We start from the raw sequence: 15153 nt of genomic DNA, 5'->3' as shown, positions 1-15153 counted from the left end.
AAAAACAGGAAAGAGATAGTATAGGACGAAAGGAGCGCGTGCCAATGAAAGCATCTCATTTTTTTCTAGGCTTAGCTGCCGGCCTTGCTGCTGGAGCTGCCACTACATTATTTTCAGCCCCACAATCAGGTGAGGAACTGCGGACTTCCATGAAAACAGCTTCTTCCGATTGGAAGGAAAAGCTTGCCGATATCAAAGAGCAAGTCGCAAAATTGAAATCATCCATCAATGTATTGACCGAAGAAGCGAAAGGTCCTGTGAAAGACGCGGTCGGGGAATTACAGACTTCCCTCGCACAATGGCAAGAAGATACAGCTCCGGCGAAAGAGCACCTACAGCTGGAGATCATGGCGATGCAGGCTTCGATCGATGATTTGTTGAAAACGATCGAAAAGCAGAAGAAAACGCCGAAAAAACAAGACACGGAAGACGCAATTGAAACGGAAGACAAAAACTGACTGCCCCCGGGCAGTCTTTTTTAGGTCTCCTTTCCTGCTTTTTTCTTCTTTTTATAACTAAAGGCCAAATTTTTTTATTATTCTTACTTCATTCCTATTTGCTTTATTGCTATAATAAAGAAAATGATTCAGGGGAAGCGGGTGCAAGGAATGGAAGAGAGAAACTTATCAATGAAAGAAGCGATGTTATTCAGTCAGCGGATCGGCCAATTATCGAAAGCACTATGGAAGGCTGTCGAAAAAGATTGGCAAGCTTGGATCAAACCTTATGATCTGAATATTAATGAACATCATATTTTATGGATTTCTTATCACTTGAAAGGCGCTTCGATTTCAGATGTCGCTAAATTTGGTGTGATGCACGTCTCAACAGCGTTTAACTTCTCGAAGAAGCTGGAAGAACGCGGCTTACTCGCCTTCTCCAAAAAAGCTGAAGACAAACGCAATACGTATGTGGAAATGACACCTGAAGGCGAGCTGCTCATGGAAGAAATGATCGAGCGCTATCATGATACGCCACACGCTGTGATCGATGGCTCGATGCAGCTGCGCAGCCTGTACGGGAAATTCCCGGAGTTCATGGATGTCATGGCGATGATCCGGAATATTTACGGAGATGATTTCATGGAGATTTTCGAAGCTTCCTTCAAAAACATCGACGATCGATTTACGGAAGAGAAGCAAATCATCCACGCGGCATCCAAGCAATGATCTGTCATTGTTTTTCTCCTTCCGGCAACGGAGCGATGTTTTTTTCACGACTCTTTGTTATACTGTAGAAAGAGTTTAGAGGGGAGGAAGTTCATGTTTGTCGCATTGGTCATCATATTCTCCGTTTTTTATGTATTCCAAATTAACCGGATGACTCTTGCTCTCGTTACGTCGCGGGAGATTCCGGAAGAAAATCACGAGAAAATTTTCCGTACGATCAATATTCTCATATTGATTTTACTTATTTCGTTATATGTCGGCGTTGAATTTAAAGCTTAAGTTCACATGCTCCAGGCATGTGGGCTTTTTATTTTCGGACTTTTCCGTTAAAGCACCTCACCTTCCCTCGCCCGACCGCATGAAAGCTTGACGAAACTTTTTTGGATTTCAGTACGTCTATGGTATAGTAATTCTTGCATCCAGATAGAAAGTAAGGAGAGAAATTTATGAAGAAAACTTTTTTCACATTCACTCTTGCGGCTTCAGTGCTCGCGCTTGCAGCATGCAGCGACAGCGGTGCCGACAGCGAAGTACTCGTATCTTCCGAAGTCGGAGATATTACAAAAGATGAGCTTTATGAAGAAATGAAATCATCGATCGGTGATCAGGCTGTACAGATCATGATGGTCGAGAAAGTACTGGCGGACCGCTATGAAGTCACAGACGAAGACGTCGAAGCGGAATTCGAAAGCACGAAAGAACAACTAGCGGACGGTTTCGACCAGTGGTTGGCACAGAACAACCAAACAGAAGAAAGCTACCGCCAAGTAATCCGTCTGAACTTGCTTCAGGAAGAAGCATTGATGGAAGACATCGAAGTGACGGATGAAGAAGTCGAAGCATTCTATGAGCGGTCCGGCACAGAATTGAACGGACGCCATATTCTTGTAGCTGATGAAGAAACAGCGAATAGCGTGAAGCAACAATTGGACGACGGCGGAGATTTCGCACAACTTGCAGCCGAATTCTCGACTGACGGTTCAGCGGAAAGCGGCGGTGACCTTGGTTGGTTCACTACTGGCGCAATGGTGAAGGAATTTGAAGACGCTGCTTTTGCACTTGAAGTAGATGAAGTCAGCGCACCAGTCCAGTCACAGTTCGGTTACCACATCATCCAGATCACAGATACACGCGAAGTGGAGCAAGAGAAGTCACTTGAAGATTCACGCGAAGAAATCCGTGAACAACTGACTGAAACACGTGCATCAGCGAATCAAAGCCAATTGATTCCGAAAATTGCTGACATGATGGAAGAAGCGAATATCGACATTAAAGATAAAGACCTGAAAGGCGCGTTCGACAGCATCATGAATACTGAGCCTGCAGGGGAATAAATAGAGAAGAGCCGCTCCGAATTTCGGGGCGGCTCTTTTGTGCTGTTAATCATCCGTTTTTTCAAAATCAGGAGCGTATCTTTAATTTGAGCCGGTGCTGATTGAAAAACCATGCCGGTCCAATAGATTTTCACTTTCTGCCGTTCTTTATAAGTTGGATCGCTCAAACGGTTCAAAAAAGGAATGTCATATGTGGTCCCAACCGATTCTGCCGCCTTTTCATCCAGCAGCTCTAGCATCTCTTCTCGATTTTTTCCATCCGTTTCCTTGGGCGTCAGTTCTATTACCCATATGCTCGATTCTAAGCTGGAAAACACATAGCCTTCCGTCACTTCTTGATTGAACATCCAGATCGTCAATCAACGCCGATGGCACAGATTAAAATAAACGCGGTCAGGAGAATCTCCTTCATTCGATCGTGGGCTTGTAAAACGACCGGTTATCGAGCGCAAACACCCGCTCCGAGAATTCGCCTGGCTTGGTCTTCCCGAGCGCACGGTCAAGCATCATCATCTTGGCATCGATGTTGTCAATGTAGTGGAGGATCTCCGCTTCTTTGATCATCGGCTTTTTCGGGCTGCCCCACTCTTCTTTGCCGTGGTGACTGAGGACGATATGCTGAAGCAGCAGTACTTCTTCACTGTCGATTCCAAGTTCTTCTGCAGCCTTCTCGATTTCCGTCACCATGATGGAAATATGGCCGATCAAATTCCCTTTCACTGTGTAGGTCGTCGCAATCGGTCCGGACAATTCGAATACTTTGCCGATATCGTGAAGGATGATGCCTGAATACAGCAAGTCCCGGTTGAGTGACGGATAAATATCACACAGCGCCTTCCCGAGACGCAGCATCGACGCCACGTGATCAGCGAGACCGGATACGTAATCGTGGTGATTGCGCGTTGCCGCCGGATACGTCAAGAATTCCTGCTGGTACTTCTTCAAAATATGGCGCGTAATGCGCTGGAGCTGCGGGTTTTCCATTTCGAATAAATATTGGAGCACTTCTTCGAGCAATTGTTCCGTGCTCTTCTCCGCAGACGGCAAAAGATCCGCAATCGTCTGGTTTTCCTCCGGACGCGCCGGACGGATGCTCTTGATGCGTAATTGGTTTTTGCCGCGGTAATTATGGATTTCGCCGCCGACACGGACGATTGTCTCCGCTGCATACAGTTTTTCATGCTCGTCTTTCGTATCCCATAATTTCGCTTCGATGTCGCCGCTTTTATCTTGAAGCACAAGCGACATGAACGGATTTCCCGTAGTGGTTACGCCTTTCGCCGATTGTTTGATCAATAGAAACACATCGACCGTCTCTCCTACTTCATATTGCGTAATTCCTTTTGTCATGGATGAACTCCCCTTCCGATCGTGGCAATATCGAGTGTCTGCGCTTCTGGCCAGCTGGACTTGATATTGTCATGGCAAGTAAAATAAATGAATTGATGTTGTTTTTGTAGCCCTGTAAGCAAGTTTATCATTTGTTCGCGTCGCCGGCGATCAAAATGGACAAAGGCATCGTCCATCAAGATCGGGAACGGGTGGCTGTCTTTCAAGGAATCTGCCAGTGCCAGACGCAGCGCGATATACGCCTGTTCTTTCGTCGCCTGGCTCAGCTCGATGATCCGAAAACGCATCCCGTCCTGCCGAAGCGTTTCGAACATGCCGCTCTCTGTCAATTCCAGTCCCGTATAATTCCCTTCCGTCAGCTGCTCGAAGAAACGCTCAGCGTGCTCCAGTACATGCGGCAGCTTCGTTTCCTTCAGCTCTTCCATCATCCGCTCGATCGCGACCGACAGTGAGCGATATACGGACCACTGGCGCGCAAGCTCCGCAAGCTCCGCTTTTTTCGCTTCGAATTGTTGGAGTTTTCCCTCGTAAACCTCGTCCGTCAATAAATACTCTACAAACTGCCGCTGCTTCGCCCGTTCTTCGAGAAGGCGCTGCCGCTCTGCATGCCACTCCTGCAGCTGCTGCTCGGAAACATCGGCGAATGCTTCCGACCATCCCTCTGGCTCTTCGACTCGACCGATCGCCGCCAACTGCCGCTGCAGCGGGCCCAGCTCTTGCGCAATCGCTTGCTTCCGCTCCCACTGTTCCGCAAATGCATAAAATCCGTCCCGGTCTTCTGCATGCGCTTCCTTGAACCATATACCACGACGCTCCAGCAATTGTCCGTATAACGCACGTTGTTCCGCATACGCTGCTTCCAATTCCTCCAGTTGGCCAATCGTCCGCTGCCGTTCGCTATTGCGACGCTCCATAGCCGCGAGACTCGCTTTCACTTCCGGCATCAGTTGTTCAACCACCATTTCTTTTTGTAACACTGCTTGTGCTTCCGCATGCCAGCGAACTAGTTCCTCCTTAAGTTCCGCCCGCTCTTTCAACAGGCGCGTCTCTTTCGAAACGAGCGACTGGTATTCCCGCAGTTTTCGGAATAGCTCCTGTGCAGTCGTCAGTCCGATATTTTCAGGAAAATCGAGTCCAGCGAAAAATGTTGCGCACGCGGCTCTTGCCTTTCGATCCGGCCGGATTTCCGACGCACGCGTGACTCGGCGCCTCGCCGCTTCCGTCTGTTCCATCAAGCGATCCAACTGCTCATCAAAACGGGTCACACGTTCGAACGCATCCTTTTTCCTGAACAACTTTTCCCGATCCACTGGTGCAGCTTCCTTCACGCGTTCCACGGGGCGGAACATAAGTCCGATTCCTGCAGCTAGCAAGAGTACACCAATCAAGATCATCACCCAGTTCGGCTGCAGCAGTCCGTATAGCACTGTGATTGAAGCGACCACCAGAACGGACGTCGATAAAAGATTTGCGCGTCCATTACCTGCCGGCTGTTCTGTACTTCTCTGTCCGTCCGTTTCCTGCCATTCTTCTGCAGCGAGCCGATCCGCTTCCGTCGGCTCATCTTGCAGGAACAGCCGCAACTCCTGCTCTGCATCCGCAAGCTGGCGTTTCTCTTCCTCGATGCGCCGCGCTGCATACCGCTCCGCCTCTTCTTCCGCCTTCGCTTGCTCCACTTGTTTCGCGAGCTCTTCTTCCTGCGCCAATGAAACATCCGCGCTGGATGCTTCGGCTCTTTCCATGCCCAATAATCCAAGCATATCCGCCTGCACATCCTCGAGACGATCGAGCTCTTCTTTTTGGCTCCGCTCATTCAAGAGCATCCTCTGCCATTCGGCCTCGCGGTTGGCGAGCCGCACCAGCGCTGTCGTGTCTTCAAACGGTTCTATGGTCTCCCGAAGTTCGTCCGCCTGTTTTCCGAGCAGCTCCATTTTCGCCTTCGTCTCATCCAAGCGGTCGTGGAGACGATCCATTTGGCGTCTGCCGTCTGCCGGGAAGGCTTCTACAGAAAGTTGGTTCTGCTCTTCTTCAAGCACGGCAATGCGTTCGTATAACGGCTTCGCCTGTTGCCATTTCGCTGCTTGTCTGAGCTTATCGCTCAGCTCCTCTTCCTGTTTCGCGATGTCTTGCAGCCGCGCTTCAATCACTTGGATCCGATCGATCGCTGGTGCATACTCTTCTGCCGCTGCACGGTGCTCTTTCAAATCCTTTTCCATTTGCTGCAGTTCTTCGAGCAGCTGGTTGATTTCCGGAATACGTCCCGATTTCTTGAAAAGCCGAGCCATTTCTTTTTCCAGTTTCGCTTCAAGTGCCGTGACCGCATCCATCCCCGTCGTTCCGGAAGCAAGCAGCGTCCGGCTCAGCTCTTCTTCTGCCATGTTCTCCAAATGCTGCAGTTCAAGGACCGAAAATGAGAAGATCGCTTCAAAGGAGGCTTTGTCGTAATTGCGCAGAAGTTGCTGCAGTTCCTGCTCCCCGCCTCGCCGCCCGTCTGCAAAGTACAGCGTCACTCTCCCTTTTGACGTTTCACCCGTCCGTTCGATCACAACATGTCCGTACGCGGGATCTTCCACATGCAGCTGCCCGCCGAACTTACCGCCTGCTTTCGGCTCATAGCGCCGGCCACTTTGATTTTTCGCTGGGTAGCCAAATAACGTCTGCATGATGAATTGCTGGATTGTCGTCTTTCCTGCTTCGTTCGGGCCGTAGATGACCGTGGCGCCGGCCGTCAAGTCGATCGTCACATTCTCGTGCTTACCGAAGCCGTAAATGACCAATTTCGTGATGTTCAATCCGTCAGCCCCTCTCCAGCAAAAAACGCCGTAAGTATTCTTCCGTTTCTGCTAATACCTCATTCGCCGCTGCATCATCGAGCGGATCGAGGAAACGCGCTGCTTTCGGGTGGCGGTACAGTTCATTGACAACTGCTTTCCAATCCGAGAGCTCCCATGTATTCATACCTTCCATCAACTTCTCTCCGATTGCTGGCATCTCACTTCCGGTGCCCCCAGCGATTGTCAGCCGGTTGATCCAAACCCATGGCTCGATCGCTTCCGAGGTTTCTCTCAATGTCTCCAACAGGGAGGCAGTATCGGTCTGTCCGAGCAACTCCATCGCCGCTTCATCTTCTGGAACGATTGTGACGTCTACTGCTGCACTGCTGTATTCTTGCGTGAACGTCATCAAACGCTCTGTCACCACATCGAGTAGTTCGTTCATGTGTGCGAAGCCGCTACACGCAACTTCGACCGCTCCGAAATGAACAGCAGAAGTTGAAATGAATTGAAGTGCTGTTGATTGTTTCGAAAGTGTCACATCGTAAAATCCTTTTACCCCTTGTTCGTTCCGGTGGCGCCCTTGGATGTTCCCTGGATAAACAATCGGTGGCTGTTCATTCAGCACTTGCCGCAAGTGAATATGGCCGAGTGCCCAGTAGTCGTAATTTTTGCTGATCAACTGCATTTTCGTGAACGGTGCATAAACTGCGTGGCTGCTCTCGCCGTCCATACTGCCGTGCAGCATGCCGATATGATAGCCTTCCCCATCAGATGCGGGATACTGGCCGATCATCGCTCGTTTCACATGCCGCTCCCCGTAGGAGAATCCACTAATTTGCACGGTGCCTTTTGGCGTCGGCAATGAATAGGTGGAAACTTCCGGACCGAACGAATAGACGTTTTCCGGTAATTCGAACCGTGCCCATTTGCCGCTCAAGTGATCGTGGTTGCCATATGACAGGACGACCGGAATCCCGGCGCGCGCAAGCTGTTCCATCCCTTGCTGGAAGCGGTGCTGTGCGCGTAAGCTGCGGTCTTCCCCGTCGTATATGTCCCCCGCGATCAATACGAAATCCGGCTTGGTTTCGAGTGTGTAAGCAATGAGCCGGTCGAACGCGGCGAATGTGCTGTTTTTCAACTTATCCTGTGCATCTTTTGACAATCCGGCCATGCCGAGGAATGGACTGCCGAGATGCAGATCTGCCGTATGAATGAATCGAAGCTGCTCCATGATCATGCCCCTTCAAAAAGCGAATATTTGTTCTAATTTTACCACGCGCGGCGCAAAATAAAAAGAGCAGCCACAAGGTCATCCCTTGTAGCTGCTGCAATTATTTTGTGTTTCCGAGCTTCAACGCTTTGCGGATATCCTTCAACGACTGTGCTGAACCATACATCAACACACCGCCGCGGTAGACACGTGCACCGAACCAGCCGAGCCCTCCGATTGTCGCGAGCATGATGGCAATCGACAGGAGTGGCTCCCAGAGCGGAAGATCCAGCATCCCGACACGCAGGAACATGACAAGCGGTGCAAAGAATGGAATGTACGATGACACCGTCACATACGTCGCGTCCGGCATGGAAATTCCGGAGAATGCGATAAGTGATCCGATGATGATCAACATCATCATCGGCAGCATCAGCTGGTTCACGTCTTCTGTCCGTGAAACGAGTGATGCAAGCAGTGCCGCCAGTACAGCGTATAAGAAGTAGCCGAGCAGGAAGAACAAAACGGCGAACAAGAACGTGCTGATACGCACATCCCCAAATCCGAAGACTGAGAAGAAACCTTCCGATAAATCACTTCCCGATGTTTTCAATGCCGTGAATCCGGCAAGACCGAAAATCATCATCTGCAGGATCCCGAGCATACCGATTCCGGCGATTTTCGCGAACATGTGCTTGACCGGTGAGACACTCGAAATCAAGATCTCCATGACGCGCGAAGATTTCTCTGTCGCCACTTCCATTGCGATCATGTTCGGGTAATAGATGACCGCGATGTAAATGAGCATGATGAGGATGTAGACGAGTCCACGCGCCTGGCTCAACTCTTCTTCGGACTTGGCATTTTCAGAAACGGACTCGCGTTCAAATTCGACCGGCGCGAACAATGCCCCGAGCTGTGCAGATGTCAGGCCAAGCTCCTCTGCCATCCGCGCTGTCTGCATGTTCTGCACCGCATTTTGAAGTTCCGAGCTATTATCGAACTCGCTCGCAGACTCCGAGACGTAGCGCGCTCCGAGACTGTCGCCTTGTGTCAAGACGATATAAGCGGAAATCGTGCCTTCCATGATGCCTTCCTGGAGCTCGGCCTCCGTCATATCAGTCGGCATCGCCTGTGTGGAAGAATCCATCTGCGCCAGCTGGTCCTGCAAGAGCGGAGCAAGCTCGCCTGATTCGTCCACGATGTGCAGCACGTCTTCCTCCCCATCATCAAACATGCCGATGATATTCGGCAAGTTCGCCAGTAGGAAGAACACTGCAACCGCAATGGCTGTCGTGATGATGAACGATTTCGTCTTCGCCTTTGTCATGAACGCCTGCTTGAAAATAATCCAGAACTCACGCATATGCTTTCCCTACTTTCGCAATGAAGATTTCTTCGAGTGAAGGTTCTTCGATGGAGAAGTGACGCAGCATGCCGAACTTCATCGCTTCTGCCAGCAGCCGTTCAGCCACCGCTTCATCCGCGACCTGGAAAAGAGCACCGCCAGGAACTTTCTTGAAGTGCTCGACACCTGGAACACTGCTCAGCGATTCGATGTCCTGGTCCATTCGGATCCGCACGTTCTTCTTGCCGAACGACCGCTTCACTTCCTTGATCGAGCCGTCGAGCACTACCTTCCCTTTATCCAAAATACTCATCTTGTCACAAAGCTCCTCGACGTGATCCATCCGGTGACTCGAGAAGATGATGGTCGCCCCTTCTTTTTGGAAATCAAGGATGGCCGCTTTCAGCATCTCGACATTGACCGGATCAAGTCCCGAGAACGGCTCATCCAGCACCAAGAGCGATGGCTTATGCAATAACGATGCGACCAGCTGAATCTTCTGCTGGTTCCCTTTCGACAGTTCTTCGACTTTCTTCGCCGCGTAGTGCGGTACTTCGAAACGCTCCAGCCAGCGCGTGGCTTCATGCTTAGCATCTTGCGCGTTCATGCCGCGCAGCTGAGCAAGATAGACCAATTGCTCTTCTACTTTCATCTTCGGATACAAGCCCCGCTCCTCTGGTAAATAACCGATTTCCGGACTGTTCGAATAGTTGATCGGACCGCCCTTCCAGCCGACCTTTCCTTCCGTCGGGTCCAGCAGTCCAAGAATCATCCGGAATGTCGTGGTCTTGCCTGCGCCGTTCGCACCAAGGAATCCGTGCATCTCGCCTTCCGCGACTTCCAAGTTCAAGCGGTCGACCGCCGTGAAGTCGCCGAAGCGCTTTGTCGCGTCTATAATTTCTAAGCTCATCTTACTCCCACCTTCCTGTTATTTAGTAATACGGTCTTTTCTCACAAAAGATTCAATATTTGCGGACTTTTTTGCGGAAAGCGCTTATAATAAACATGAATGAGCATTCAGAAGGGGTGGATGAACGATGAGAACATACAAACTGCTTGTCTACGAAAAAACCGGCGCCATCTTATTAGATGAAACCATCACTGCCGAAACAGACGACTTGGCCAAGAAACAAGGGGAAGCGGTGCTGGAAGAGAAAGAATATCTCGATCACACGCACCGTCTTGCATCGCCTACCGGCAAATTGATTCTTTTCCATTCTTGAGAAGTCATGATAGAAGCCGTCCCTTTCATTTTCGGGGGCGGCTTTTCTTATGTCTCAAGCCAATGTAAGTGAAAACACCGGTTATTTGACGGAAAACACCGGTTATTTCCGTTTTATCCCCGGTTATCTGGTCGATATCCCCGGTTATCTGCCGAATATCCCCGGTTAACATCCAGACGCCCCACATAAAAAGCCGTCCCACACCCCAGGGACGACTTCCATTCATTCTCCTTTGAACTGTGGCGGACGTTTGCCGACGAAAGCTGTGATGCCTTCCTTGTGGTCAGCTGTTTGGCGCATCGCGTTCTGGCTTGTCTCTTCCATCGCAAGGATGTTTTTCAGCTCCGGCAATTTTTGCTGATGAAGGATATTCTTCGTCGCAAGCTTCGCCTTCAGCGGAGACTGCAGCGCTTCTTCCGCATATTCATTCGCCCGCTCCAATGCGCGTCCTTCCGCTGTCACTTCTTCGATCAAGCCTTTTGCGAGCGCATCGTGCGCTTTCAGCATTTGGCCAGCCCAGATCAGCTGCTTCGCTTTCGGCACACCGACCCGTTCCTTCATGAAGAAGTGGCCGCCGCCATCCGGAATCAGTCCGATGCCGATGAAGTTCATTGCGAGCTTGCTGTTTTCTTCCGCGATGACGTGGTCGCATGCAAGCACTAAGCTGAAGCCAAGGCCTGCTGCCGCTCCGTGGACCGCTGCGATCGTCAGCTTCGGCAGTGTGTAAAGTGCCGAAGCGATCCGCGTCACGAACTGCATCGCTTCGCTCAAATCAAATTCATCTCCGCCGCCTTGCATCGCCTTGATATCACCGCCTGCGGAAAACGCACGGCCTTCTCCGCGGAAGATGATGACTTTCAGCGTATCATCGTTGTGGAGGTCCTCCAGGCAATCCGCCAGCTCCTCCATCATTTTCATATTCATCGCATTCATTGCATTCGGACGGTTAAGGATCAATTCCCCGACCTGTCCGTTCTTCGTCAATTGAATTGTTTCGTACATAAAAAAAGACACCCCTTCGTTGAAATGAATTGTTCCTCACTTCTAACTATTCGGTGTCTTTCCTATTATCCCTTTAAAATCTTACATTTTGTTATAAAGCTCTTGGATCGGTTTCACCAACACGCGGTTCACTTCTTCAAGCATCTGGCTCAGGCCCATCTCCGCTTCAAGCATGTTCAGGATCGTTTGGTTCTCCTGTGCCGCTTGTGCAGTTTGCTGCGCATGCTCCATTTCTTCTTCTGTGATTTCTTCGCCTTGCGCTTGTTTTTGCTGCAACGTCACTTGCAGGTCGCGGAAGTTCTTGAACAGTTCATTCGCTGCTGGATCTGCCATAACTGCTGCTACCGCTTTCTCCAAGCTCTTGAACTCCTCTGTTGTACGGAACGTGCTTTCCAGACGATTGATATCGTCATAAATGTTTACTGTCATCATTCATTCTCCTCTACAGTGTATTTATTACTAATGCGAGAATCCCTTGGACAACTCCGATCAATCCCCCGAGCACCGCACCAAGGACGGTGATCAGCTTCAGTTCCCGCTTGGAAATGCTGACGACCAGTTCTTCCAGTCGCGCCAGTGGCAATGAATCGACTTGCTCCTTGACCATGCCCTGCAAATCGATTTTCAGCATTGTTTCTTCCAGCTTCGCTTCCCCTTGCTGGAAGATGAAATCCGTAACGAGCGGCGTGACGTTCTCACCTGCCCATTCTAGACCATTCGGCCAGATCTCTGCAAGTGATGCCTCGAGACGACGTTCGACTGCGGCTTTTTCACGAACATATTGTTTCACGGATTCGATTGCAGATTCGAAATCAAATTCCTTTAATAACTCATCCGCTTCGCGGTTTTGCAGCTTTTCCCATTCATCATTAGCCAAGTTCGAAACCATCTCATACGTTTTTGGAGATTGCAGGAATTTGATGATTTCCGGCTGGATGCGGTCGATCAGTGAAGTCGATTCGCCGAACAGCGACTGCAGCATGTTGCCGAGACGTCCGCGTGACAGGAGGAACTCATCCACAAGGCTGCGGATCGCCTGGCGCCCTTCGAACGATTCGAAGTAAGCGGTCGCGCGTCCGAGTGCATATTCGATCGACTCGTGCACTTTCCGGTCGGCTTCTTTCTTCCACGATTCCGGCATCAATTCCCGGATCGTCTTTCCTTCCATCTTCGAGCGGACCGATGCGTACTGGCGATCTACAAGTTCGTCCAGCTTCACTTCGATCCGGTCCTTCATATCATGCTGACCGGCAGCTTCCAGCCAGTCCTGGAACGACTTCCCGGATTGGAACACGTGCTTCTCCAGGCGCTGCTGGATCCATGCTTCCACGCGCGTGTGCATGTCTTCGTTCAGGAACCGGCTCTTGAAAGTTTCCGGTGTCAACAGATGGTCGACGACGATGCGTCCGAGTTGTGTGGACAGCTCGTCTCTTCTTTTCGGGATCAAGCCTGGAGTAAACGGCAGGCGCCATTTGCCGAGGTATACGGCATTGTATGGGCGGAAGAGCATTTTGATGGCGATGTAATTCGTGAATGCCCCGATCAGTGAACCGATCAGCGCCATTGTTAAAATAGTTGTTACGATATTCAACGCGGTCACTCTTTTCTATTTGGTCTTTGTCAACTGCATGTACTGCCCGTATAATAAGGGTGTATGGAAAAAGGAGGATCATGATGCTGCAGCATTTCAAGTTTGAACCGATGTTCGAGAATCATCAGCTGCCCGGATGGAACTTGTCGTTCTATTACAAAAGTGAGAAGTTCCGTGCCGAGTATCAGCCCGACGGAACGATCGATTGGCTGAACGACGCACCGGCCGATGAAGAGGCAGTCAAGAAGATGATTCATGAGCTTATGCTCTTTCATGTATACGATTGAAGCGCTGGAAAGTTCCAGTGCTTTTTTGTATGCTTCCTTAATTATAGGGAAAACGAAGCGAGATTGACAGTTGGAACACCCGGAGTATAACCAAAAGAAAAGCCCATTACCCGACAGAGCGGGCAATGGACGTTCCGGATTGCAATTTGTACATTTGGTAATATTGGCCTTCCAGTTTCATCAGTTCTTCATGCGTTCCGGACTCGGCGATTTCGCCGCGATCCAGCACAAGAATGCGGTCCGCATTCTTGATTGTAGAAAGTCGGTGCGCGATGATGAACGTCGTGCGGCCGTCTTTCAAGACATCCATCGCATGCTGGATGATCTCTTCCGTCTCGCTGTCAATGTTCGATGTCGCCTCGTCCAGGATCAAGATTGCCGGATCGAAAGCGAGCGCACGGGCGAACGAAATGAGCTGACGCTGTCCGGATGACAGCGTGCTGCCTTTTTCGACGACCGGCTCATCGATGCCTTTTGGCAAGTGACGGAGCACACGGTCGCCGCCCACTTGGAGGAGCGCTTGTTCGACTCTATCACGCGTGATGCGCGGGTCGTTCAGCGAGATGTTCGATTCGATCGTACCGCTGAACAAGTACGGATCCTGCAGGACGATTCCCATATGGCTCCGCAATGCTTGGCGCGGCATCGACATGATGTCTTTGCCGTCGACCGTGATCGTTCCTTTCGAAACATCATAGAATCGGAACAGCAAGTTCAGGATCGAGCTTTTCCCAGAACCAGTGTGGCCGACCAAGGCGACCGTCTCTCCTTGCTTCGCTTCGAACGAAATATCCTTCAAGACGTACTCTTCTTCTTTGTAAGCGAACCAGACATTCTCGAAGCGGACGTTGCCGTCGTATCGTTCGATCTGTTCATCGCTGACGGCTTCACCCGTCCGGTCAAGCAGACGGAAGACACGCTCTGCTGCCACCAGTGCCTGTTCGAGCTTGGCGAACTGGTTGACGATGCCGCTGATCGGGTTGAACAAGCGGATGATGTAGTCGACGAATGCATACAGCACACCGACCGTCACGACCGAACCACCCGACAGGACAGCACTTCCGAAGAACCAGATGAAGACGACAAAGACGACCGAACGAAGCGCGCCGACTAAGTTATAAGAAGCGATGCCTTCTAATACAAGCAGTTTCCGCTGGAATTTGAAGTGATGGTCGTTCAACCCTTCGAACTCTTCCTTCATCTTCTTCTCCTGGCGAAATGCCTGGATGATCGTCATCCCTTGGATCGATTCGTTAATGATCCCGTTCATCTCGCTGACTTTCTCGCGGACGACATGGTTATAGTTGGAAGCGTACTTCCGGTAAAGCAGCATCCACGCGTAAAGGAGCGGAATCAACACGAGCAGCACTGCAGCAAGTCGCCATTCAAGGTAAAACATTGCAATAAAGATTCCGCCGATGTACATGAAGCTCGTCGCAAATTGCGACAGCACTGTCACGAACAGGTCACGGATCGCTTCCGTATCGTTCGTGATACGTGACACGACTTTCCCGGCAGGCAAGTCGTCGAAATAACGGATCGGCAGTCGTTGCACATGCTCGAAGACGTCATTCCGCATTTTCTTGATGATCAAGTTCGCCCCTTTTTGCAGGACGATGTATTGCAGAAAGCGGAAGATCGCCGTGACAATGCCGAGTCCGAGGAACAGGACGAGCAACTGGGCGATCGGTGTGAAGTCAAAGTCCGCTCCCGCCACCGCAATGTGGTTATCGATGATTTCCTTGACGATCAATGGACCAGCTAGATCCGCTGCAACCGCAACGGCGAGCAGAACGAGTCCGAGAATGAGCGTCTGTTTAAACTTCAATGCATAATTGACTAAACGTTTTCCTGTCCCCATT

Annotated in this window: 15 protein-coding genes; 6 read left to right on the top strand and 9 right to left on the bottom strand. The window is 50.6% G+C overall.

Annotated elements, in window-relative coordinates; all coding sequences use genetic code 11:
- Window positions 1-44 precede the first annotated feature (44 nt).
- From GIW82_RS11410 to GIW82_RS11395, 4 genes are all read left to right on the top strand, one after another.
- Entirely contained in the window at window positions 45-458 is a 414-nt protein-coding gene (locus GIW82_RS11410; protein WP_154750076.1) for a YtxH domain-containing protein, read from the top strand.
- Window positions 459-608: 150 nt separating this feature from the next.
- Window positions 609-1169 carry an HTH-type transcriptional regulator Hpr gene (locus GIW82_RS11405; RefSeq protein ID WP_154750075.1) on the top strand — a complete coding sequence of 187 codons (561 nt, stop codon included), beginning with the start codon at window positions 609-611 and terminating at the stop codon, window positions 1167-1169.
- 93 nt (window positions 1170-1262) lie between these two features.
- Window positions 1263-1448, top strand: coding sequence for a hypothetical protein (locus GIW82_RS14920; protein ID WP_154750074.1), 186 nt, complete (start codon window positions 1263-1265; stop codon window positions 1446-1448).
- Between the two features lie 167 nt (window positions 1449-1615).
- The gene (locus tag GIW82_RS11395) at window positions 1616-2503 is read left to right on the top strand and encodes a peptidylprolyl isomerase (protein WP_154750073.1); all 888 of its coding nucleotides are present in this window, start codon (window positions 1616-1618) and stop codon (window positions 2501-2503) included.
- A gap of 408 nt (window positions 2504-2911) precedes the next feature.
- Here the strand turns inward: GIW82_RS11395 and yhaM are convergent, their stop codons facing one another.
- The 5 genes from yhaM to GIW82_RS11370 form a co-directional block, all read right to left on the bottom strand.
- Window positions 2912-3853: a 3'-5' exoribonuclease YhaM gene (gene yhaM, locus GIW82_RS11390; protein ID WP_154750072.1), complete on the bottom strand. Its 942-nt coding sequence runs from the start codon at window positions 3851-3853 to the stop codon at window positions 2912-2914.
- A complete protein-coding gene (locus GIW82_RS11385; protein ID WP_154750071.1) occupies window positions 3850-6645 on the bottom strand; it encodes an ATP-binding protein in 2796 nt (931 codons plus the stop codon). Before GIW82_RS11385 ends, yhaM begins: the two co-directional genes overlap by 4 nt.
- A 4-nt stretch (window positions 6646-6649) precedes the next feature.
- Window positions 6650-7861: a metallophosphoesterase family protein gene (locus GIW82_RS11380; protein WP_154750070.1), complete on the bottom strand. Its 1212-nt coding sequence runs from the start codon at window positions 7859-7861 to the stop codon at window positions 6650-6652.
- 100 nt (window positions 7862-7961) lie between these two features.
- Window positions 7962-9206 (bottom strand): ABC transporter permease, encoded by a 1245-nt coding sequence (locus tag GIW82_RS11375; RefSeq protein ID WP_154750069.1) that lies wholly within the window; start codon window positions 9204-9206, stop codon window positions 7962-7964.
- Window positions 9199-10098: an ABC transporter ATP-binding protein gene (locus tag GIW82_RS11370; protein WP_154750068.1), complete on the bottom strand. Its 900-nt coding sequence runs from the start codon at window positions 10096-10098 to the stop codon at window positions 9199-9201. Before GIW82_RS11370 ends, GIW82_RS11375 begins: the two co-directional genes overlap by 8 nt.
- Window positions 10099-10225: 127 nt before the next feature.
- On the opposite strand from GIW82_RS11370, the gene GIW82_RS11365 reads away from it, so the two are divergent.
- The gene (locus GIW82_RS11365; protein ID WP_154750067.1) at window positions 10226-10411 is read left to right on the top strand and encodes a YhzD family protein; all 186 of its coding nucleotides are present in this window, start codon (window positions 10226-10228) and stop codon (window positions 10409-10411) included.
- Window positions 10412-10633: 222 nt separating this feature from the next.
- On the opposite strand, the gene GIW82_RS11360 is transcribed toward GIW82_RS11365, so the two are convergent.
- The 3 genes from GIW82_RS11360 to GIW82_RS11350 form a co-directional block, all read right to left on the bottom strand.
- Entirely contained in the window at window positions 10634-11413 is a 780-nt protein-coding gene (locus GIW82_RS11360) for an enoyl-CoA hydratase (protein WP_154750066.1), read from the bottom strand.
- Between the two features lie 81 nt (window positions 11414-11494).
- Window positions 11495-11842 (bottom strand): YlbF family regulator, encoded by a 348-nt coding sequence (locus GIW82_RS11355; RefSeq protein WP_154750065.1) that lies wholly within the window; start codon window positions 11840-11842, stop codon window positions 11495-11497.
- 13 nt (window positions 11843-11855) lie between these two features.
- Window positions 11856-13013 carry a DUF445 domain-containing protein gene (locus GIW82_RS11350; RefSeq protein ID WP_370456213.1) on the bottom strand — a complete coding sequence of 386 codons (1158 nt, stop codon included), beginning with the start codon at window positions 13011-13013 and terminating at the stop codon, window positions 11856-11858.
- 74 nt (window positions 13014-13087) lie between these two features.
- On the opposite strand from GIW82_RS11350, the gene GIW82_RS11345 reads away from it, so the two are divergent.
- Window positions 13088-13291, top strand: coding sequence for a YheE family protein (locus GIW82_RS11345; protein WP_154750064.1), 204 nt, complete (start codon window positions 13088-13090; stop codon window positions 13289-13291).
- Between the two features lie 106 nt (window positions 13292-13397).
- Here GIW82_RS11345 and GIW82_RS11340 read toward each other — a convergent pair whose 3' ends face one another.
- On the bottom strand, window positions 13398-15152 hold the full coding sequence (locus tag GIW82_RS11340; RefSeq protein ID WP_154750063.1) for an ABC transporter ATP-binding protein: 1755 nt from the start codon (window positions 15150-15152) through the stop codon (window positions 13398-13400).
- Window position 15153: the final 1 nt, after the last annotated feature.

Origin of the sequence: Planomicrobium sp. YIM 101495, assembly GCF_009707665.1 — a bacterium.
Classification (GTDB): Bacteria; Bacillota; Bacilli; order Bacillales_A; family Planococcaceae; genus Planococcus.
Note: the sequence above shows the minus strand (reverse complement) of the source record. Positions and strands in the feature narration are given on the sequence as shown.